The following is a 20,629-nucleotide window of genomic DNA, read 5'->3' as shown; positions in this document are numbered from 1 at the left end:
GTTTTCAGTACTGCGGCAGGCGGGTATCCACATCCTGCGCCCACGCGTTAATGCCATCTTTTAAATTTAATACCCGGCCGGTATAGCCAGCCCGCTGCAAGGCGCGTATCGCAAACAGACTGCGCTGCCCGATTTTGCAGAGGAACACGGCATCCACAGCAGGATCGAATTCATCAATACGACGCACGATCTGCCCAAGCGGAATCACCTTGGCATCGGGGAACTTCACGATCGCCCGCTCGTGTGGCTCACGAATATCGATCAGTTGTAGCGGCTTCTCCGCATCCAGCCACGCTTTCAACTCGCGAGCCGTGACGCTTTCGATCGGCACCTCTTCTTCGTTAGGTTTTAAGCCACAGAACTCCTCATAGTCGATCAGCGCATGAATTGTCGGGTGCTCGCCACAAACCGGACAGTTGGCGTCCTTTTCCAGCTTCAGCTCGCGCTGTTTCATCTCCCATACGTCGAATAACAGCAGACGCCCGATCAGACTCTCACTACCGCCGACGATCAGCTTGATGGCCTCTGCAGCCTGAATGGTGCCAATAATCCCCGGCAGCACGCCCACTACACCGCCTTCGGCACAGGAAGGTACCAGCCCTGGAGGCGGTGGCGTCGGGTAGAGGCAGCGATAGCACGGGCCCGCTTTGGCATAGAACACACTCGCCTGACCTTCAAACTGAAAAATAGAGCCGTACACATTAGGTTTACCGAGCAGTACGCAGGCATCGTTGATGAGATAGCGGGTAGGATAGTTATCGGTGCCATCAACAACGAGGTCGTAATCGCGGATGATATCCAACGCATTTTTACTACTGAGCTGCGTGTTGTAGGTCACGACCTCAATATCCGGATTGATGGCCCGGATTTTATCTTTGGCGGACGCCACCTTGGGGCGATCGATATCCTTGGTGCTGTGGATTATCTGCCGTTGCAGGTTGGATACTTCGACAAAATCGAAGTCCACGATGCCAATGGTTCCTACGCCTGCGGCAGCCAAATACAGTGCGACCGGTGCACCCAGCCCCCCCGTACCAATCAGCAATACGCGTGCACTTTTCAGGCGTTGTTGCCCTTCCAGCCCGACTTCCGCCAGCAGCAGATGGCGGCTGTAACGTGCGATCTCCGCGTGTGACAGTTCCGTTAGACGGTCGTCGGGGATAATGCTTGGAATACTCATGCCAGCACTCCGGCACCACCCGCAATGGCAGGCACCAGAAGGACCTCGTCGCCACTTTTAACCGGTGTATCTAAACCACCAGTGGTTTTTATATTGGTTTCACCTACGTATAAATTGATAAAAGCGCGCAGCGAACCATTCTCTTCATAGAGATGCTGATGAATATCGGGGTAGCCAGCGGCTAATGCCGCCACCAGTTGCCCAACCGTTTCACCTTCCAGGCTCACTTTCCCCTGACCGTCGGTAAAAGCGCGTAATGCGGTCGGAATCAATAATGTCACTGCCATCGTTATGCTCTCTCTGCCATGTTCAACATCAGGGCACATCGTCCCCATCACTTTGTTACTGCTTATCGCTGCTGATCACTGCGCAATGTCGACCACTTCCTGTTCAAAACGCTGCCGATCCTGCGTCAACCGCCAACTGGTGAGATCGGTAGATTGCCCCTTGGCAACGGCAACGATGATGTAGGCATAAAACGGCAGGGCATGCTCACGGTCATACTCGGACGGGATGGCCGGATGATCCGGATGCGAATGGTAGAAACCCACCACGTCAATGTCCTGCGCTCGCGCCGTGCGTTCTGCCAATAGGTAGTCGTCCGCCGTGATGATAAAACGGTGATATTGCTCCTGCGCCTCGCGCGCGTTGACGATGGGCAGTAGCGCCGTCACTTGTGCATCACCGTTCTTGTCAAAACTCCCCAATAGCGCACCGCAACACTCATTGGGGTACGTTTTTTCGCCCTCTACTCGAATCAGGCGCTCCGTTTCCGTTGTTAATCGAATCATCAGCTTTCATTCCAAAAAGGATCTGCCAGATAGCGCGAACCGGTATCGCAAAGCAGTGTCACAACCACAGACCCGCTCGGCAGCGTCTGAGCTAGCTTCAAGGCTGCCGCCACATTGGCACCCGAAGAGATGCCGGTAAAAATACCTTCGCAATTCGCCAGATGACGAGTGGTGGCATAGGCTTCTTCCGTCGTTACCGTCACCACGCCGTCCTGCAAAGTTTCATCCAAAATGCCAGGTTTGATGCTGCTAGCCATGTGCTTGGTGCCCTCAATACCATGCAGAGGAGACGCAGGCTGTACCGCTAATGTTTGAATACGAGGATTTTCCTGCTTTAGTCGCCGCGCACTGCCGACAAAGCTGCCAGAGGTGCCCATGCTGGTGATAAAATGCGTAATACGCTTGTGCGTTTGCTGCCAAATTTCCCAACCAGTTGTGGAAAAATGTGTATGGGCATTAACGGGGTTGTTGTATTGATCGGGATAAAAATAGCGTTCGGGGTCTTGTTCCACCTGCGTTCTTACCGCCAGATAAGCCCCATCGGAACCTTCTAGCGGATCGGTTTCTACGATCGTCGCACCGTAATGGCGAATAATCTGTTTACGCTCATTGCTGGTGTTCTGCGGCATATAGAGCACCACGTCATACCCCAGCGCCGCACCGATCATCGCGTAGGCAATACCCGTATTGCCGCTGGTGGCGTCAATGATCGTCTTTCCACGCACGAGCTTCCCCTGAGCAATACCGTCAAGCACCATAGCTTTTGCAGCCCGATCTTTTACCGAACCGCTGGGATTCATAAACTCCGCTTTTGCCAACAGAGAAACACCCGGCGTTTTTTCAGAAAAATGCGGCAGTGCTAACAATGGCGTATTTCCGACAAGATCAAGAATACTCATACTTATTTCCGTAAGCAGGGCTATTTATTCTTTATTTTTAATTAAAGAAAAAAATGGAGCCTCTATTTAAAAAACAGAGATAATCATAATAAAAACTTATTATTTAGCTCCGCCATAGAAAATATAAATATCGATAACTTATTATTTAAAATAAAACCAGAGAGTAAATAATGAGAAAATCAAATCCCATCACCATCTTTATATTGGCTTTGTAATAGATTAGCTTGTCGAATATTGCTGTCCGGCGGCGTGTCGCGAGTTAACCACACGTTACCGCCAATACTCGAACGTGCACCGATAGTAATACGCCCCAGCAATGTCGCGCCCGCGTAGATCACCACATCATTTTCGATAATCGGATGGCGAGGATAGCGTTTTTTCAAATTCCCATTGCTATCAGTAATGAAGTTCTTCGCCCCCAGCGTGACGGCCTGATAGATACGCACTCGCTTTCCAATAATCGCCGTTTCACCAATTACCACGCCTGTGCCGTGATCGATAAAAAATCCTTCATCAATCTGCGCACCGGGATGAATATCGATACCCGTCTGGCTGTGCGCTTTCTCTGTGATTATTCGCGCCAGTAGCGGGAAATCCAGTTGGTAAAGCACATGAGCTAAACGGTAATGAATCACGGCGTGAATACCTGGGTAGCACAACAGCACTTCATCAATACTGCGCGCAGAGGGGTCACCCTGATAGGCAGCCAGAATATCACTGTCGAGTAGTTTGCGTATTTCAGGCAACTGCGCGGCGAACCGCTTGATGCGACTGATAACACGTTGATCGCCAGTCTGCGTATTATCCAGATGGGATGATTCGCCAGCGTTATAACGCTGCTCCAATAGGGCTTCTTCAGCCAGACGATCGAGCACGTTACCCAGTAGATACCCTACGTAATAGTCTTCACTTTCTTTTTTAAGATCGGTGGCACCTAAACGCATGGGGTACAAAATTTTTGATAACGTATCGACAATACTACTGACATTCTCTTTCGAGGGGAAAAGGCGCTTATTATGATAATCACTCTGTAGGTATTTATCACGCCATTGCTGACGAACGTCTTTTAATCCATCAACAATGCTGTCTAAATGCCAGTTGATATTTTCCTGTGAAGTGTAAAAAATTTCACTTAATTGCGGCATGATGTTCTACCTCTTAAAAACAGCATTACAATAGATATAATAAAAAGTTCGTAAACTATGGTCTTAACCGAATTAATTAGAATATGAATCTGATAGTGTGCTTTGCCGATCGGCAAAGCAAATGATTTTATAATCTTTAAATAGCCAACTTTTGAATAAATGAAGTCCCACTGAATAACGCCTCTCAGCACCTCATTATGGCGTATCGATGTCGTTGCCACAGGACGCACTGGTGTTTTCCAAAAACACGACATAAACAAGTGCGTAAGCCTTGCCTGTTGTTCAAGAATACCTGTCACCTCATCAACAACGTCTTTCCCAGAACCCATCTCATTTCTGCGAGTTTCATTCCAAAACACAGTGTAATTCTACTGTAAATCCATCCACCCTATTTCACGTTTTTCGCCGTTGGAATAGAGTCTCTGTGCTGCGGCAACATCCGCAGCCGGGCTTGGAACCCCGAACCTCTCAAGACTGAAAAACACTTTGTTTTTTCAGGGGCTGCGTGCACACTCTTTACGGTGACGCAGGCAGGGCAACCGCAAGGTTGACCGGTCTTCTTGAGAGCCGGGGTTCCAATCCTGTCTGCGTCACCACCCGAATTTGGAACCTTGTGTGGTGGCGGACTTAATTATCTCAAGGAAAAAATGACCATGACGGACACTCACGCCACACCCGCTGACAGCACCATTACTATTTTCCGCGATCTGATAGCCAGTCTGCCTTTCGCGCAGTTGGATGACGTTCAGCTCTGCGACCTCGGCGCAATTGCCGCCGAATCGATCGAAGGCCTGTGCCACGGCCTGCATTACCTCGGCGACACGCTGCAAAATGACGTTGAACTGCCGCAAGAAAGCCTCAGTCAACTCGGCGCGTGCCTCAATGCCACCGCACACCTGATTCCGGCGCTGCTGGAAATGTGCGAACAGGCAGAACGTCATGTACGAACGATAACGCCAGTGGGCGACCCACATTTTACTGCGCAGTAAAAACAATACGTTATGCCTAACAGGAGGATGGTTCCCCTCACCCTCTACTTCTCAACTGTCGTTTATCCACAAATACAGGGGTTCATCGCGGATTTTTCCGTTATCCGGCGTAAAAAATTATGCTGAGGAGATAGCAGGCTTCGGATGAGCCGCATGGATGCGGCGAAAGCTTGCGCCACGTCGGACAAAAACGTCAGAGACGTTTTTGAACAGCACTAGTGCTGGCCCGAAGGGCGAGTCCCATTTATGGGGCGAGTAAACGTGTCGCAAGCGGTCCGTTAAGCCTGATACCGACGAAGGAACCGCGCCAGCGGCATAATTTCCGCCAAAAGCCTCGGGGTCACGGGGCGAGCGGCGTGTGAGCCGCCTCGTGTCGGGCGCGTGCTACGGGGTAGCATGAAAATGACGGTATTATCGCGCACGAAACTGCCTCAACAGCGGCATAAAAATGTGGATAAGAAACAGCCCTAGCAAGGGAATACAACCGATGCACGAGTAGTAACACCATGTAATCCATTTCATCTTCAGATCCGCTAAAGCTAGAAATAAGAAAAAATTAATCAGTGACGCGACCTGTATTTTTTCTGAAGTTACCCGACTATTCTGACATCAGTTAGCGAGGTCGTAGTCAGCGAGATGAGATAGACTAACGCTTCATATTTCGACGACATTCACCTTGCAGCGTAGGCAAACTCACATGGTTAAACGCACAGTGTCCGCCAATAAATCGATCGATATGTACGCCGTCTATGTTTTTGTGACGATGGCGGAAGCAGGAAGCATGACGGCAGCCGCCGCGCGGTTAGGCCTGACGCCCTCTGCCATTTCGCAAACTATCCGGTTATTGGAAGAAGATTTCGGCGTCAAATTGGTTAACCGGGCTCGTCGCCCCTTTGTCCTGACGCCCTACGGCATTGCGTTGAAAAACCGCGGAGAGATCCTGACGGAGGAGATCGCGAACCTGAAGGCACAGGTGCTGGAAGCGGGAAAAGGAATCAAACCCGACTTGCGTATCGGCCTGGTAGATTCGTTTGCCATCACCTGCGGTTCGGTGTTTACCAAGAGTTTGATGAAGAGTTCATCGCAGTTGCTGATTCGTACCGGGCTCAGCCCGCAGCAGGGTGAAGCGTTAATGCGCCGCGAACTGGATCTGATCGTCACCAGTGACCCGTTGATCGACAGCGATAGCGTGGTGCGTCATCAGCTGTTTTCCGAAGGCTATTTCATTATCACACCGCCGGATTACCGCAAACGCATCAAAACGGTTGAGGACATCCGTGAGCTTTCCTCAGCGCTGCCGCTGGTGCGCTTTAACCGGAACTCGCAGATTGGGATGCAGATTGAGCGCTACCTGCGCCGCATCGATGTCCGCGTGCCGAACATGCTCGAATTTGATAATGCGGATACCTTAACGTCGATGGTGGCGGCAGGTATCGGTTGGGCGGTGACCACCCCGCTCAGTTTCCTGCAATCCGTTGCACACTCCCGCGAGGTGCTGACGCATATGCCGGAACAGCTGAATATCAAGCGTTCGCTTTATATTGTTGGGCACCGCGATGAATACAGCGCGTTCTTTGAAGAAGCGTGCGACGTCACGCATGACATTATCAAAACTGTATTTATTCCGAAATTGAAAACGCTGAACCGTGGAATAGAAAAGCTGGTTGAGATCAACCCGGATAATACGGAATAACGGTTAGGTATAACTATTTACGATTGGGAGACAAAACAAAAATGGAGGAATATATCCGCCACTAGTCATTTAACGATGCTAATTCAATGTTCGTCTCCCCGAGAACGCTTTTTAGTCATGATTTTATAAAAATCGTGATGGGTTCGTGTTACCTGAAAATCAAAAAACAGGAAAGGCAAACCCTAAAAAATCATAGTCTTAATATTGAAAACGATGCTATGTACATCGAACAAGAAAAAAGGAAGAAGCCCATGTCAACGAATATCCGTATTGAAGAAGACCTGTTAGGCACTCGTGAAGTCCCTGCTGATGCCTATTATGGTATCCATACGCTGCGTGCGATTGAGAACTTTTATATCAGCAATAGCACCATCAGCGATATTCCAGAATTTGTTCGCGCCATGGTGATGGTAAAAAAAGCCGCTGCATTGGCAAATAAAGAACTGCAAACCATTCCACGTAAAATTGCCGACACTATTCTGCAAGCCTGTGATGAAGTGCTGAATAACGGTAAATGCCTGGACCAATTCCCTGTCGATGTGTATCAGGGTGGTGCGGGTACATCAGTCAACATGAATACCAACGAAGTGCTGGCAAATATCGGTCTGGAACTGATGGGGCATCAGAAAGGCGAATACCAATACCTGAACCCGAACGACCATCTGAACAAATGCCAGTCCACCAACGATGCCTACCCGACTGGCTTCCGTATCGCGGTGTACACTTCAATCCTGAAATTGGTTGAAGCGATTACCCAACTGAGCGATGGCTTTGAGCGCAAAGCGAAAGAGTTCGAAAACATCCTGAAAATGGGTCGTACTCAGTTACAGGACGCCGTACCGATGACGCTCGGTCAGGAATTCCACGCGTTCAACGTGCTGCTGAAAGAAGAAAACCGTAACCTGCTGCGTACCGCCGAGTTGCTGCTGGAAGTGAACCTTGGCGCCACCGCCATCGGCACACGCCTGAACACGCCGGATGAGTACCAGAAACTGGCTGTTCAACATCTGGCAAAAGTCAGCGGCCTGCCTTGCGTACCGGCTGAAGACCTGATCGAAGCCACCTCCGACTGCGGTGCCTACGTGATGATGCACAGCGCCCTGAAACGCGTTGCGGTTAAAATGTCGAAGATCTGTAACGACCTGCGCCTGCTGTCTTCCGGTCCGCGTACTGGCCTGAACGAAATCAACCTGCCGGAATTGCAGGCGGGCTCATCCATCATGCCAGCCAAAGTTAACCCAGTTGTACCAGAAGTGGTGAATCAGGTGTGCTTCAAAGTGATCGGCAACGATACCTGCGTCACGATGGCGGCAGAAGCCGGTCAGCTACAGTTGAACGTGATGGAACCCGTTATCGGGCAGGCGATGTTCGAGTCTATCCAGATTCTGTCTAGCGCTTGCTACAACCTGCTGGAAAAATGCGTCGACGGTATCACCGCCAACAAAGACGTGTGTGAAGCTTATGTCTTCAACTCTATCGGTATCGTGACCTACCTGAACCCGTTCATCGGCCACCACAACGGTGATATCGTTGGGAAAATTTGTGCCGAAACGGGTAAGAGTGTGCGTGAAGTCGTACTGGAACGCGGCCTGCTGACCGAAGAACAGCTGGACGACATTTTCTCCATCCAGAACCTGATGCACCCGGCCTACAAAGCCAAACGCTACACCGACGAAAACGAAGCCGTTTAATTTTCGTTTTCTGTCACGCTGGCCCGGGGACAATCCGGGCCTTTGCCGACTCATTATTTATTAGAAAATAATCATCGTTATTTACATCATAACGTCCGGCATCACAGGCGTTATTTCCCTTCCAATAATTTTTCCAATTTAACCCCTTATATTATTTGAATAATTGGGGATTTAGACCAAAACTAAATCATCTCCGAAAATAATAGGACATAACGCGGTTTGTTTACCTCAGCGTTAGCCCTGTTTCTTTATCCTATACAGGTCTCGCTTTTCCAGCGGGCTTATTCCTACCACGTTGGCGATATTTGGGTAAAAGGATGATTTCACCTGGCATGCCTCGATTAACATACGGCAACATCTGGCTTCTGACTTATTTCTCCGTCGCACTGCTGCTGTTGCAGTGCTGGTCGTCCACGGCATTTGGGCAAACCATCTCGTTTAATCAGGCCTGGGTTCGCCTGCTGCAAAGCGATGACAGTATTGCTGCCGAACACGCCGGGGTCGATCGCGCGCAGTCCCTGCGAGAATCCGCTAAAGGCCTCTATTGGCCACAGGTCAACATAGGCGCAAGCTATACGCGTCTCGACAAACCTGTCGAACTCGATGCCCGGGACCTCAATCCGCTGGCAAATCATCGAGATATCTTCGCCGCGTTGAACCAGCTTGTTAACATCAGCGGCAATCCCTTTGTCACCCGTTTCACAGAACAAAACGTGGTAACCAGTTCCGTTCAGGTTGTCTGGCCGCTATTCACCGGAGGTCGGATTGATGCAGCTCAGTCGATTCGGGCAGCACAGGTGAATGAGGCAGAACAAATGCTGATCGTCCGCACGCTGGCGCAGTTTGAGGCGCTCGCGCAGGCTTATTACGGCGTGGTGATGGCACATCAGGTGATAAAGACGCGTCAGGATACTGAAAAAGGCATGGCGCAGCATTATGACCACGCCCGCAAGTTAGAAGCACAGGGGCAAATTGCCAAAGTCGACGTGCTGTCCGCACAGTCCGCTTATGACATGGCGCGAATCGAAACACAAAAGGCGCGTCGCAGCCTAGAGACGACTGAAATTATCTTCGCGAAGCTGATCAAGACGGAAGGCGCAACGCCCTCTTCTTCGTTATTCATCAACAAAACCCTTCCCGAACTGCCTGCGTTGGTGAAACAAACGCTCAATACACATCCCGGCTTAAAAGTGCTCTCAGCCAAGCGCGATCAGGCCAAGGATCTCATCCGCATTGAGCGCGCCAAATATGCCCCCGACGTATTTCTGTTCGGCAACTATCAGCTTTATGAACAGGACACGCTGGCAGCCAGAACGACGCCAGACTGGATGGTCGGCGTCGGCGTTTCCGTCCCGCTCATCAGCCGTGAAGGCCGTTCCGACAACATTGCCGCCGCCAAAAGTGCAGAAATGCAGGTTAACTATCTGGAAGCCGATATGCGGCAAAACCTTGAGGTCTTGGTCGAAACTACATGGCGAGAGGCTCGACAGGCACAGGAAGAATTCAACTCGCTGTCATCCACGCAAAAACTGGCGGAAGAGAACGTCCGGTTACGCAACAAAGCCTTTATGCAGGGAATGTCTACCTCGTTGGACGTCGTCGATGCGCTGAATCAGTTAGCCGGAGCCAACACACAGCGCGCTTCTGCGGCCTATCGTTACGTGGTTTCCATCGCCAGATTGATGGCTATTTCCAGCCAGATAAACCGCTTCTCTGACTACCAAACTCAGCACGCCATACAGGTGACACCATGACACAACCCCCCTCTTCTTCGCGTTCGACGCGCAAATGGCTCCTTCAGGCCGTTCTGCTGATTGTGGTGGTCTGGATAGCCTATCGCTTCTGGCTTGCCTACCAGCCCGAACCGATACGGCTACAGGGGCAAATCGAAGCGCAGCAGTATTCCGTCTCTTCAAAAGTACCGGGCCGTATTGCTGATGTGCGGGTAGAAAAAGGCCAACAGCTCGATGTTGGCGATCTCGTCTTCACGCTTCTGACGCCGGAACTCGATGCTAAGCTGGAACAGGCGAAAGCGGGTGAAGCCGCAGCTGGCGCAGTGGCATTAGAGGCTAAAAAAGGCGCACGTGAGCAGCAAATTGCTGCCGCCAAAGATCAGTGGCAAAAAGCCAAAGCGGGCTCCGAGCTAAGTCATAAAACCTACCTGCGCGTGCAAAATCTCTATCAGGAAGGCGTGTTGCCGCTGCAAAAACGGGATGAAGCCAAAGCCTCATGGGATGCCGCACGCTATACCGAAGGGATGGCATGGCAGGAATATCAAATGGCGCAGGAAGGCACGCGGAAAGAAACTCAGGTCGCCGCAGAGGAAAAAGCGCGTATGGCCGCCGGCTCCGTTGCCGAGGTGGAAGCCTATCTGGCAGAGGCGCGCGTCGTTAGCCCGCACACTGGCGAGGTCAGCAACGTGCTGTTGCGCAGCGGTGAAATTGCGCCACAGGGCTTTCCTGTGGTCACGCTACTGGACATGAGTGACATCTGGATTCAACTCGCGGTACGCGAAGATCTGCTGGAGCGCTTTGCGATGGACACCGAGTTTGAGGCGCGCATTCCGGCGCTCAATAACCAGACATTCCGGTTTAAGGTATCTTACGTTTCCGTCATGGGGGATTTCGCGACGTGGCGGGCAACGGACACCCGCCAAGGATTTGATATGCGGACGTTCGAGGTAGAAGCGCGGCCAGTTCAACCGATTGACGGGCTGCGCGTTGGCATGAGCGCACTGGTAGAAATGTGATGGTGCGCGAATGGAGGGCGCTGTGGCGCGACCGCTGGGGGATGGCATTAGCGCTCTGGCTGCCGCTGGTCACGATGCTGATTGTCTGGTGGACACTATCTGGCGCGATTGTTCGCGAGCTCCCCATCGGTTTAATTGATCTAGACAACAGCACGATGTCGCGCCAGTTTGCCAGAGAGCTACATGCCTCATCATCCTTCGACCTGAATCATCAGTTCTCATCAATAGAAGAAGGCTCGACCTCGTTGCGCGGCGGCGAGATCTATGCGCTGGTGGTCATCCCCCGCCACTTTGAGCGTGATATTCGCCTGAAAACATTACCGACGATTACTGCCTGGAATAATGGGCAATTTGTCCTGATTGCCAAAGTCATCAACAGTTCATTGGCGCTGGTAGCGGGGACATTCAACGGACAGATTGCCGTGGTGCAGGCGCTATCTCAGGGGGCAGCCGTTCCCGAAGCCAAAGGCCTGGCGGTGCCAATTGGCGGGCAGATTACCGCATTGTTTAACCAGAACGCTAACTATGCTCAGTTTTTGCTAAACGCGATTATTCCCTCGATTTGGTCGATTTTACTCGCGCTATACGGCCTGAATACGCTGGCTCGGGAGGATCGGCACGGGGCACGTTGGGTGCCAGAGAATCCGACTATCGCTATCGGTTCTAAATTCCTGACACACTGGCTGATTGGCTGGGCGTGGGGCGGCGTCTGGAGCTATGCGCTGTACAGCCTACTTGATTACCCGCTCAACGGTTCAGCAATGCTGCTATTTGTCTCGATCGGCGTAACCGCTGGCGCCTGCATCGCACTGGGCATGGCCTTCTATGCGCTGATTCGCGACCCAGCACGCGCCGTTTCCATTGTCGGGGCGTTAATGGCTCCCGGACTGGCGTTCATGGGTATCACCTTTCCCGCCGCCGCGATGGAGACCTTCGCCACGTTCTGGCGACAGCTGCTGCCCGTCGCCCACTACGGTGATATCGCGATTGCTATCACCAGCTACGGTGCCGGAATCATTCAGATCGCGCCCGCACTGGTAGCGCTCGCTCTATTCTGGCTGCTGCTACCGCTCACGCTGTGGCGCTACCGCTCCGGTGACAAGGAGGCAGTATGCTGACCTTCGCCAAACTCATCCGGTTTGAGTTGCGCAGTTTACTGCGCGATCCGACCATCTTGCTCACCCTGTTCGGTGGGATTCTGCTCTATTCCTTTCTCTATCCGCGCCCTTACCTCGCCCAGACGCCGCGTGAATTGCCGGTGGTGCTGGTTGATGAAGACGGCACCCAGCTCTCGCGCCGTCTGGCGTTTATGGCTGACGCCACGCCGGAAGTAAGGCTGGTGGCACAACGTAATTCGCTGGATGAGGCCAAAGCGCTACTTCTGCATGGCGAAGCAAAAGGGATTCTCTACATTCCGCGCCACTTCTATCGCGATATCATGCAGGGAAAAAGCGTCACGGTAAGCTACTCGGCAGATGCCAGCTACTTCCTGATCTACGGCGCGATCGCGCAGTCTCTGGCGACAGCAGGCGGCACCGCGGGTGCACAGGTAAAAATCGCACGGCTGCTTGCTCAGGGGGAAGGCATGCCCGCCGCCAGCTCGCAGTGGCAGGCCACTTCTCTGAATGTTGTTCCGGTCTTTAATCCCACCATGGGCTATGTCGATTATGTGGTTCCTGGTGTCTTCATGTTGATACTGCACCAGATTTTACTGATGGGATGTGGCCTGCTCGGTGCTGGACAAAATCAGTGCACGCGCGCTGGCGACATGCGCTACTGGCACTATGCCGCGCCGTGGCGTTTACTGCTGGCGCGTACGCTGGTCGTTGGCAGTGCCTACCTGCTTTCGCTGCTCTATATGCTCGGCTTTTGTCTTGATGCTTACGGCATCGCACGCGAGGCCAGCATGAGCCAACTGCTGCTGTTTGCGCTGCCCTTTCTGCTCTCGACGCTATGGCTTGGTGTGGTGATCGGTGCTGCCTTTATGCGCAAAGATCTCCCCAGTCAGGCAGTGCTGCTGTCTTCCATTCCGATTGTCTTTCTTGCTGGCTTCATCTGGCCCGTGGAAATGATCCCCGCACCACTGAACTGGCTGGCTCAGTGGATACCAGCCGTCTTCACAATTCAGGGAATATTGCGCCTTAATCAGATGGGGGCTGATTTTGACCAGATCGGCGAATTTTGGTGGCATTTGTGGATGCTTTCCGTGCTTTACGGCCTGCTGGCGTGGGGGATGCTAGGGTATCGGCAACGGCAATTCCGCCGGAAAAATCAGGCCGCACGTTAATAACGGGAATCTTGTCCCAGCAGACACGCCGGGACAAGAGATTTACGGTTTTGCTGTATGTCTACACTATTTTCCCAGCACGAAAGGAACAGAATTGCGCAGTGAAACGTTAACCGTTTCGCTGTGGTCCATGCCTTTATATTCGTGCACATCGGCTGACGTCCCCGCACTCACGACATCTTCCGCAAAGTGAACCTGCATCTTGGTAGGCACGTTGATGTCATTGGTTCCAATCCCGATAAAGACGGGAGGGGTAACATGTAGTGTGTTGTAGCGAAAATGCACCATTTGGTCATCCAATAATTTATAGATGTCAGACTTCAGGCTATTCTTCGCATTCAGCCCTTCTTCCATCACTTTTTGCGTCAACTCACCGATGCACATCTTACGTGCATCCTCTACGAGCTTAGCGGCTTCCGGCTCGAAATAATCCTCGACCTTAAACCCTGGTTTCATATCGGTTGCTGACAGATAGATATACATCACATAAGGGATTTTAGGATCGCCGCCCTTTACGTCCACGTCAAAAATCTTTTTCGCCGAGGTTTTATCATCAAAATAGGGCGTGCCGGTCAATACGGTCGAGGCGATATTCAGATTCGGCGCATAACCTGGTTGATAGCCCGTACTCGCAAAGGCCGCGTGTGCCCCCTGCGACTGGCCGACGATCGTCAACTTATTTTGCAGCGGGAATGTGGTCAGTGACGCTTTGACGCTATCCAACACGCTCCATGCCTCACCACGTGAATTGAGGTAGTGATGCAAGCCAGCAGACCCTAGCCCCGCATAATCCGGTGCCACAATCGCAAACCCCAGCGACAGCCAGGTATTCAGGTACTGCGAGTCCCGAGCGGAACGCGGATTGAGGGATGGCGCGCAGGAGGTTCCCACGCCAATCGTCCCATGTGTCCATACCACAACCGGCCAGCCCTCTTTTGGTGCCTCACCTTTAGGGATGAAAACCGCGCCGGTGTCTTCCCGCAGGCTTTCACCATCGACGCCACTCTTCGAAGAATACTTGATTCGATACTGTTCCCCCGCCTCCATAAGGCCATGTTTCGTATCCAACGTTGTCTTTTCTACCAGGGTGCCCGGCGTTTTCGTCTCAGCGAAAGTAAACGGAGCCATCATCCCTATAGAAATGGCGAGAAGTAGCGCTAAGGGTTTTTGCTTGAATGTAGGTACATGAAACATGGCATTTCTCCAGAGTTATTTAAGTGGATATCACTCTAAAGATAGTTCAGTTATGGATTAAATTGCGTGAAGGAAGAGTTTTTTATCAATAAATTCAATAGCTAGCTAATTTTTAGTCAAGAAAAGTTAACGTCATAGCAATCTTCACATTAGCGTTACCGACGTCAGGTCGACTGCCGAGTATTCACAGGGCTAGCCTATACGCGTGCTGTACCGTGAACCATGCGAATCGTAATATGCGGCTTCTGAACACGTCATACAAGACGTGCGCAGAAGCCACCAAAGAGAAGGAAATTTATTCGTCGAAGAACCAGTAGCCCTGATTAACCAGCGCGGTTAGTTCAGCCACAAAAGCTGGATTCTCTAGTGCCTTGCCCAGTTCTTTTTTACCGAGAACGGTGTAACGACACAGCGCATCAGCCGCTTTCGGATCAACGGTATCCAGCCGTTCACTGTTAATGAAGTAGTCACCGCCCACTTCCAGAACGCGCAGCCCGCTCAGGCGCGTCAGCACGTCACCGTCCATCAGTGCCCCCACAATCTCATCTTGCTCGTAAGGTGGCTCCGCCGGAGCGATATCCAACTCGTGGCGCGGCGTCGTTACAAAGCGGCCGAACCATGCTTTAAGTGCTTCCGGCTGATTAATCACGTCGATCATCATCTCGCGAAGACGGTCAAACTCATAAGCCTCAACCCGTCCCGGATGCTCCCGACAGGTCAAATCAGGGTCGCTATAGTGCTCACCACCGAGATCGTTCTCCAGCACGTAGTCAGCAAAACTACTGATTAAATCTCTACCATTCGGCCCACGGAACCCCACGGAATAGTTAAGAGCCGTTTCGTGGGTGAAGCCATCATGCGGAAAACCAGGTGGAATATAGAGAATGTCGCCCGGTTCAAGATCTTCATCAATGATCGGCGGGAAAGGATCGACATGCAGCAGCGCAGGATGCGGGCAGAACTGACGCATCGGCAATTTATCGCCCACGCGCCAACGACGGCTGCCCATCCCCTGAATGATGAAAACATCGTACTGATCGATATGCGGGCCAACACCACCGCCTGGGACAGAAAAGGAGATCATCAGGTCGTCTAAACGCCAGTCCGGCAATACGCGGAACGGACGCACAAGTTCAGCAGACGGCGCATGCCAGTGGTTCACCGCCTGAGCCAGCAGCGACCAGCCAGTCTCCCCCAGATTATCAAAATGTTCAAACGGCCCGTTGCTGGCCTGCCATTGACCCTTTTTATAGCTGACCAGACGGCTATCAACCTCCGCCTCCATCGCCAGACCCGCCAGCTCATCCGGCGTAATGGGGTCGACAAAATTCGGGAAAGCGTTCTTCAATACAACAGGTTGTTTTTGCCAGTATTTTTCTAAGAATTCGGGCCAGTTAAGATTAAGTTGGTAAGCCATGCGTTCACACCAGTGAGAAGAGAAACGGGCATGATTATAAAGAGGGTGGTGCCAGCACTACTTTGTCATTGGTCAATGGGGTGATAACTATCATGCAGCCTGCATATTTTTCTTGATGAGATAATGCCTTAACATGCCTTCTTCAGGAAAATCAGGTAAGGACATTTGTAACTGATAACCTTGCTTTTCATAGAAGGGAAGCGCCTGAAAACTAAACGTATCCACAAGCGCATGACGGCACCCAAGGCGTATCGCCTCCTGCTCAGCTTCCTTCATCAACGCGCTGCCAAGCTTCAGACCTCTGGATTCTTCGCTCACCCACAAATAATCAATACACAACCATAATCCTTTCCGCGTTGCGATCAACCCACCCAGCATAGTCCCAGCGCTATTTCGGTGAAAAATACCGATTTGCCCAAAGGAGGTTGGATTAATAAATCGGTAGTTATAGCTCCGAAGACCCGCAAAAAGCGCTTCCCGATCGTCATCGGTAATGTCGTGCGTCACGATTAATTCCACTCGTTCTCCTCGGTTCCCGTTTATTAAAAATGCATGACCTATATAGATAACACGCAGCCGAAATCTGGTTTCAGAAACGTCCTGGTTTTCAAGCACCTCCCACACGAGGCTGCTTCAGCATAATCACAATCCACCTTTCGGTATATGATTCTTTTTCATGGCGATTATGCTTCTTTATGTGGTTAAAGAAAGGTTGGCTGTTTAGGGGCCATTTTGGAGTATTTTTAGGAGATTAGGTCGGGAAACTACATAAGAATCTGAATTTCAGACATAAAAAAAGACCTCAGTTGAGGTCTATTTACATACAATGGTGCGAAGGCCGGACTCGCGCATTATACATAACCTCATGATTTATATTTAGTTCAAACAGAAAATAAAGACATTATACCAATGCAGATACCAACACTTGAAATTGTTAAATTTGGGACTCGAAGCCGCACAGACATTTTAGAAGGGGAAGATTGGCATCTGACGGTATCATTGCAGCAGATATCATGCATTCAATTTACTGTTCCCTACGCTAAGCACTCTCTTAAAACTCGGTGGGTTTTCTATTTCCAGAAAAGCAGGGATCTGAGTGGATTTTCCGCTGTTACACGCTGCCGTTGCACCGACGAAACGATAAGGGACATTTAAACGCTCTAGCGTTTCAATAATCACGGCTGAAGATCCCCCTGGCGCGGCGGGCATAATGTTGCCGGTAATGCTATTTTGACGAGCTTTGGTGTATACCCCATAACCCACTTTCAACAATAGGCCTTCACTGACCAGAATACGTAATACTTTTCCAACTTGGGCATAGCTGCCAATATCCTTGAAGTCATCACGAGTGAAGACATAATGCATTGAACGCTTCAGTCTGGACTGGATACGATCTCTCGTCGTCATGTTTTACTCCAAAGACAACGGAAGCTAGCGATCTTCTCGTGTATGCCAAAGATCGACGATATAAATAGTATCGTGCTGAATTTCATAGTGAACTTCATAATCATCAAACAAGATCTTTCTCACCTCGCGTGGTTCATATCTTGTCTGAGATACGCCGATTCTTGGATGATCGGCAAGCCCTGTGGTGCCAATGATCAAGCGATCTAACACCTCGTCAGCATGTTGCCGACTGTATTGACTGGCAAACCCATAAATACGTTCCAGATCATCCTGTGCCTTTTGCGTCCAACGTATTTCCATTGATTATGACTTTTTCAGTTTGTTGGCGAAGTCGATCACATCTGCATGGCTTACTACTCTTCCCGCATCGACATCAGCAAGGCCTTTCAAAATCCGCTGATGCCGCCGTTCTCTCTCTTCAATCATTGCGGTCAACGCTTCTTTAATCACCCAACTTTTGGATCTATCCAGTTCAATAGCCAGGCTTTCAACCGCAGCAGCAAGTTCAGCGGGTATCTGAGCACTGATCGTCTGTTTTGCTGGTTGTCCCATGAATGCCACCTTTTAATAAAAGTTAATAACACTTATTAAAATAGCATGATTCTGTTAGCGTCACTACCTGTGGCAAACACAACATCAGCATCCCTGCTACATCATGTGACTACCTCGCCGCCAACATCCTAGGGTATCGCTTTATCAGGCGTATCTGTCAGCCAGCAATCGTAACGATGCCCTTGCTTCAGCCCCCATTCTTCGGCAGTGCCGCCGCCGATAGTCGCCGTGAGTGTTGAGATCGCCCGTAGCTGGTTGAGGAGTTGATCTATCTGTTGCAGCGCAGCATCACGTCCGGTGACGATACGCTCAATGTTGGTCGAGCAAATAAACTCGGTGTGTTCGGTTAAAACCTCGGGTTCAATTTGCATAGTTTGCGGTCCATACATAAAAAGCAAATGCGCCAGCCGGTCAGGGCTGGCGCATTATGCATTGGGGAAGAAGATAAATTGATTTGGCCTGGTATTACTGGAAAGCGGCTCGCAATTTTTATGCTTTGAGCAAGCCGGTAGCGCGTCTGGCAGAAAATAGAGCACTGGAACAAGCTGACGATTACGTCGGGCCAACAAGAAGATGGCAGCACATCCATTATTGTCATTCCACAGTGTCTGCTCCAGGTTATACGCACGGAGCAGGTAGTAGATTGCAATATTATTCCCCAACTGATTAAGCATATTGATTACCCCTTGCTTCCTGGCGTGCTATTTAGTGAATGTTGCCGGTTGGGAAAAAGAAAGCTGGCAGAACAATTAAAAATGCTATTCCGATTGCATACGCAACCGGAGATGCGTCATGCCCTAATACTACTGTGCTGGTGTGATCTCACCACGGGTAGCGATTTGGATGAATGGTATTCACTACACTTGCCTAATGCTGACGAGTTAAAACAGTGGGTATCGGCACGACAAAAAGCTTACCGAGGGCTGGCAACGCTGACGAAGGATTACATTGATGCTACCCGGCCATTGTGAAGGTGGGCTATGCGTATAGAAAAATGCCACATCGCACAGAGGAATACCGGTGAAATTGTGGCAGCCCGTCAGGTCGATTCTGCTGACGATGAGTGGTGCTGCCATCACTGCCAGTGTCCGTTGATATTTCATCCTGCAACGGTAATGTCGCCTGCATGGTTTGAGCATGTCATTACTACTGGTGATCCCGAAGCGCTATTACATTGCGCTTACCTTGTCTCAAAGGATCAAACGCCCTCCAATATGAAGCAACTGCAAAGGCTTATTGCGCAGCTACCACCCGTTCAGCGGGTTACCCACTGGCGATGCACAATGTGTGGTAGCCACTACCGAGGGAAGAAACAGTGTTCACTGTGCAAGACAGGTATTTACAGCTGGGAAATATAATTGCCTGAAAGACTGAAATACAGGCTCGACAGAGGCTCCTCGAACATAACACGTACCGAATCGTCTTCAGGCATTTTGGTACGTTAACAGGCCATAGTATGAGCAGGATAACTTCGGAGTAAAAATTAACCTGATTTTCTCGGGTAACACCATACGCCACAGGTAACTATCCGGTGTGGTCGATGACGGATTGGTGTTATTAACTAACTGATATAAATAAATTATCTACCTGACAACCGGGTAGATTTTCATTCGCATAACACAGGTATAGTTCCTCTTACTGCTACTTCAGCACTATCCCTGCAAATTACTCAACCCATTCATCAACCCACTACGGGTAAGGCTATGCCCTGCCTGTAGCAATCTTATAAGTGAAAAACCATGATAAATAACATTCGTATCGATCAGAGCCATGCTCCGTTTAACGAGACTGATCTGCAACACATGATTAACGTGATAAATAACGCAGTAGCCGAGCATCCGCGCCCCTGGCAATACGGGTAGATTTACGCCTGCCAGACGATGAATTCAATGCACGTCAGGGCTTGATGTCCCGTTTCGTTGAATCACTGGATGCAAAGATTGAAGCGCGATATCGAAGTAAGCAGAAACAAGGGACACGGACCTATCCCTGTCAGTTGCGTCATGCCTAGGTACGCGAAGTCGGAGAGGAAAACCAGAAGTCGCATTATCATATAGTCTTGTTCGTTAATAACGATACCTTCAGCGGTCTGGGAATGTATGACGAAAGCGGGGCGGGGTTAGCGTCGTTGATACAGGCATTATGGCTGAGTGGGTTAGGTCTTAGTAACCAACCAAGCTACCGGACGCTGGTACACTTCCCTAAAAGCCCTCTCTATTATCTGGATATCAACACTGAAGATTATCGAACGGTTTATGGAAAGCTAACGTTTAGGTTGAGCTACTTCGCTAAAGGGCGAACAAAATCATACTGTCGGGAGGAGCGGACCTTTGGGTGTAGCCAGCGTTGATACAGAAGAAACATTACAGTCTCTCATCTATCAGTCGATAACCAAAACTGGGTCTAGAGCGATCAAACCGCGCAATTACAGTACGCAAAAACGTTCCTGTCATATAAAAATGAAATTGTTTATATGAGGCGACACAGAATGTCGCGTGACTGATTGAATATCATGTCACGATGTTATCTCGTTTAATAGAGAGCTCTGCATGACAGGATTTATTCATTGCCCGATGACTTTGTTCGTTAGCAGGCAGCTAGTAAAAGATGGCCCAACCAAAGCAACAAGAAAAGG

General features: G+C 50.5%; 20 protein-coding genes and 2 pseudogenes. 9 read left to right on the top strand and 13 right to left on the bottom strand.

Annotated elements, in window-relative coordinates; all coding sequences use genetic code 11:
* Nucleotides 1-4: 4 nt before the first annotated feature.
* From moeB to EDI29_RS14400, 6 genes are all read right to left on the bottom strand, one after another.
* Nucleotides 5-1,180 (bottom strand): molybdopterin-synthase adenylyltransferase MoeB, encoded by a 1,176-nt coding sequence (gene moeB, locus EDI29_RS14425; RefSeq protein WP_130623348.1) that lies wholly within the window; start codon nucleotides 1,178-1,180, stop codon nucleotides 5-7.
* Nucleotides 1,177-1,467: a MoaD/ThiS family protein gene (locus EDI29_RS14420; RefSeq protein ID WP_137741437.1), complete on the bottom strand. Its 291-nt coding sequence runs from the start codon at nucleotides 1,465-1,467 to the stop codon at nucleotides 1,177-1,179. The genes moeB and EDI29_RS14420 overlap by 4 nt, the downstream gene beginning before the upstream one ends.
* A gap of 75 nt (nucleotides 1,468-1,542) precedes the next feature.
* Nucleotides 1,543-1,971 carry a M67 family metallopeptidase gene (locus EDI29_RS14415; protein ID WP_116586211.1) on the bottom strand — a complete coding sequence of 143 codons (429 nt, stop codon included), beginning with the start codon at nucleotides 1,969-1,971 and terminating at the stop codon, nucleotides 1,543-1,545.
* Nucleotides 1,971-2,870, bottom strand: a complete 900-nt coding sequence (locus tag EDI29_RS14410) for a PLP-dependent cysteine synthase family protein (protein WP_137741436.1) — start codon at nucleotides 2,868-2,870, stop codon at nucleotides 1,971-1,973. Before EDI29_RS14410 ends, EDI29_RS14415 begins: the two co-directional genes overlap by 1 nt.
* A 179-nt stretch (nucleotides 2,871-3,049) precedes the next feature.
* Nucleotides 3,050-4,015 (bottom strand): serine O-acetyltransferase EpsC, encoded by a 966-nt coding sequence (gene epsC / locus EDI29_RS14405; protein WP_137741435.1) that lies wholly within the window; start codon nucleotides 4,013-4,015, stop codon nucleotides 3,050-3,052.
* Nucleotides 4,003-4,374, bottom strand: a complete 372-nt coding sequence (locus EDI29_RS14400) for a hypothetical protein (RefSeq protein ID WP_137741434.1) — start codon at nucleotides 4,372-4,374, stop codon at nucleotides 4,003-4,005. The genes epsC and EDI29_RS14400 overlap by 13 nt, the downstream gene beginning before the upstream one ends.
* A 294-nt stretch (nucleotides 4,375-4,668) precedes the next feature.
* On the opposite strand from EDI29_RS14400, the gene EDI29_RS14395 reads away from it, so the two are divergent.
* The 7 genes from EDI29_RS14395 (at nucleotide 4,669) to EDI29_RS14365 (ending at nucleotide 13,424) form a co-directional block, all read left to right on the top strand.
* Nucleotides 4,669-5,004, top strand: coding sequence for a hypothetical protein (locus EDI29_RS14395; RefSeq protein WP_125232209.1), 336 nt, complete (start codon nucleotides 4,669-4,671; stop codon nucleotides 5,002-5,004).
* Between the two features lie 697 nt (nucleotides 5,005-5,701).
* A complete protein-coding gene (locus EDI29_RS14390; protein WP_103161879.1) occupies nucleotides 5,702-6,697 on the top strand; it encodes a LysR family transcriptional regulator in 996 nt (331 codons plus the stop codon).
* A 251-nt stretch (nucleotides 6,698-6,948) separates the two neighbouring features.
* Complete coding sequence (aspA, locus tag EDI29_RS14385; protein WP_039534793.1) at nucleotides 6,949-8,388, top strand: aspartate ammonia-lyase; 1,440 nt, start codon at nucleotides 6,949-6,951, stop codon at nucleotides 8,386-8,388.
* Nucleotides 8,389-8,720: 332 nt separating this feature from the next.
* Nucleotides 8,721-10,142, top strand: a complete 1,422-nt coding sequence (locus EDI29_RS14380) for a TolC family protein (protein ID WP_137741433.1) — start codon at nucleotides 8,721-8,723, stop codon at nucleotides 10,140-10,142.
* Nucleotides 10,139-11,137: an HlyD family secretion protein gene (locus EDI29_RS14375; RefSeq protein WP_137741432.1), complete on the top strand. Its 999-nt coding sequence runs from the start codon at nucleotides 10,139-10,141 to the stop codon at nucleotides 11,135-11,137. Before EDI29_RS14380 ends, EDI29_RS14375 begins: the two co-directional genes overlap by 4 nt.
* Entirely contained in the window at nucleotides 11,137-12,255 is a 1,119-nt protein-coding gene (locus tag EDI29_RS14370; protein WP_137741431.1) for an ABC transporter permease, read from the top strand. Before EDI29_RS14375 ends, EDI29_RS14370 begins: the two co-directional genes overlap by 1 nt.
* A complete protein-coding gene (locus tag EDI29_RS14365; protein WP_137741430.1) occupies nucleotides 12,249-13,424 on the top strand; it encodes an ABC transporter permease in 1,176 nt (391 codons plus the stop codon). The genes EDI29_RS14370 and EDI29_RS14365 overlap by 7 nt, the downstream gene beginning before the upstream one ends.
* Before the next feature lie 66 nt (nucleotides 13,425-13,490).
* Here EDI29_RS14365 and EDI29_RS14360 read toward each other — a convergent pair whose 3' ends face one another.
* From EDI29_RS14360 to EDI29_RS14330, 7 genes and pseudogenes are all read right to left on the bottom strand, one after another.
* Nucleotides 13,491-14,618 carry a lipase family protein gene (locus EDI29_RS14360; RefSeq protein WP_137741429.1) on the bottom strand — a complete coding sequence of 376 codons (1,128 nt, stop codon included), beginning with the start codon at nucleotides 14,616-14,618 and terminating at the stop codon, nucleotides 13,491-13,493.
* 295 nt (nucleotides 14,619-14,913) lie between these two features.
* On the bottom strand, nucleotides 14,914-16,035 hold the full coding sequence (locus EDI29_RS14355; RefSeq protein WP_137741428.1) for a ribosomal protein uL16 3-hydroxylase: 1,122 nt from the start codon (nucleotides 16,033-16,035) through the stop codon (nucleotides 14,914-14,916).
* 90 nt (nucleotides 16,036-16,125) lie between these two features.
* Entirely contained in the window at nucleotides 16,126-16,554 is a 429-nt protein-coding gene (locus tag EDI29_RS14350; RefSeq protein WP_137741427.1) for a GNAT family N-acetyltransferase, read from the bottom strand.
* Nucleotides 16,555-17,046: 492 nt separating this feature from the next.
* A complete protein-coding gene (locus EDI29_RS14345; protein ID WP_137741426.1) occupies nucleotides 17,047-17,442 on the bottom strand; it encodes a DUF6088 family protein in 396 nt (131 codons plus the stop codon).
* 24 nt (nucleotides 17,443-17,466) lie between these two features.
* A complete protein-coding gene (locus EDI29_RS14340; RefSeq protein WP_039345623.1) occupies nucleotides 17,467-17,742 on the bottom strand; it encodes a type II toxin-antitoxin system RelE/ParE family toxin in 276 nt (91 codons plus the stop codon).
* Nucleotides 17,743-17,745: 3 nt separating this feature from the next.
* Nucleotides 17,746-17,994, bottom strand: coding sequence for a CopG family ribbon-helix-helix protein (locus EDI29_RS14335; protein ID WP_039345626.1), 249 nt, complete (start codon nucleotides 17,992-17,994; stop codon nucleotides 17,746-17,748).
* Between the two features lie 131 nt (nucleotides 17,995-18,125).
* Nucleotides 18,126-18,365, bottom strand: a pseudogene (locus EDI29_RS14330) (DUF4942 domain-containing protein); the annotation flags it as partial.
* Nucleotides 18,366-18,974: 609 nt separating this feature from the next.
* Here EDI29_RS14330 and EDI29_RS14320 point away from each other — a divergent pair.
* The gene (locus tag EDI29_RS14320) at nucleotides 18,975-19,352 is read left to right on the top strand and encodes a putative zinc ribbon protein (RefSeq protein WP_137741425.1); all 378 of its coding nucleotides are present in this window, start codon (nucleotides 18,975-18,977) and stop codon (nucleotides 19,350-19,352) included.
* Nucleotides 19,353-19,900: 548 nt separating this feature from the next.
* Nucleotides 19,901-20,344, top strand: a pseudogene (locus EDI29_RS14315) (inovirus Gp2 family protein).
* Nucleotides 20,345-20,629: the final 285 nt, after the last annotated feature.

Source organism: Pectobacterium polonicum (genome assembly GCF_005497185.1).
Taxonomy (GTDB): Bacteria; Pseudomonadota; Gammaproteobacteria; order Enterobacterales; family Enterobacteriaceae; genus Pectobacterium; species Pectobacterium polonicum.
The sequence above is the reverse complement of the archived record's forward strand: the minus strand, read 5'-3'. Positions and strand labels throughout refer to the sequence as shown.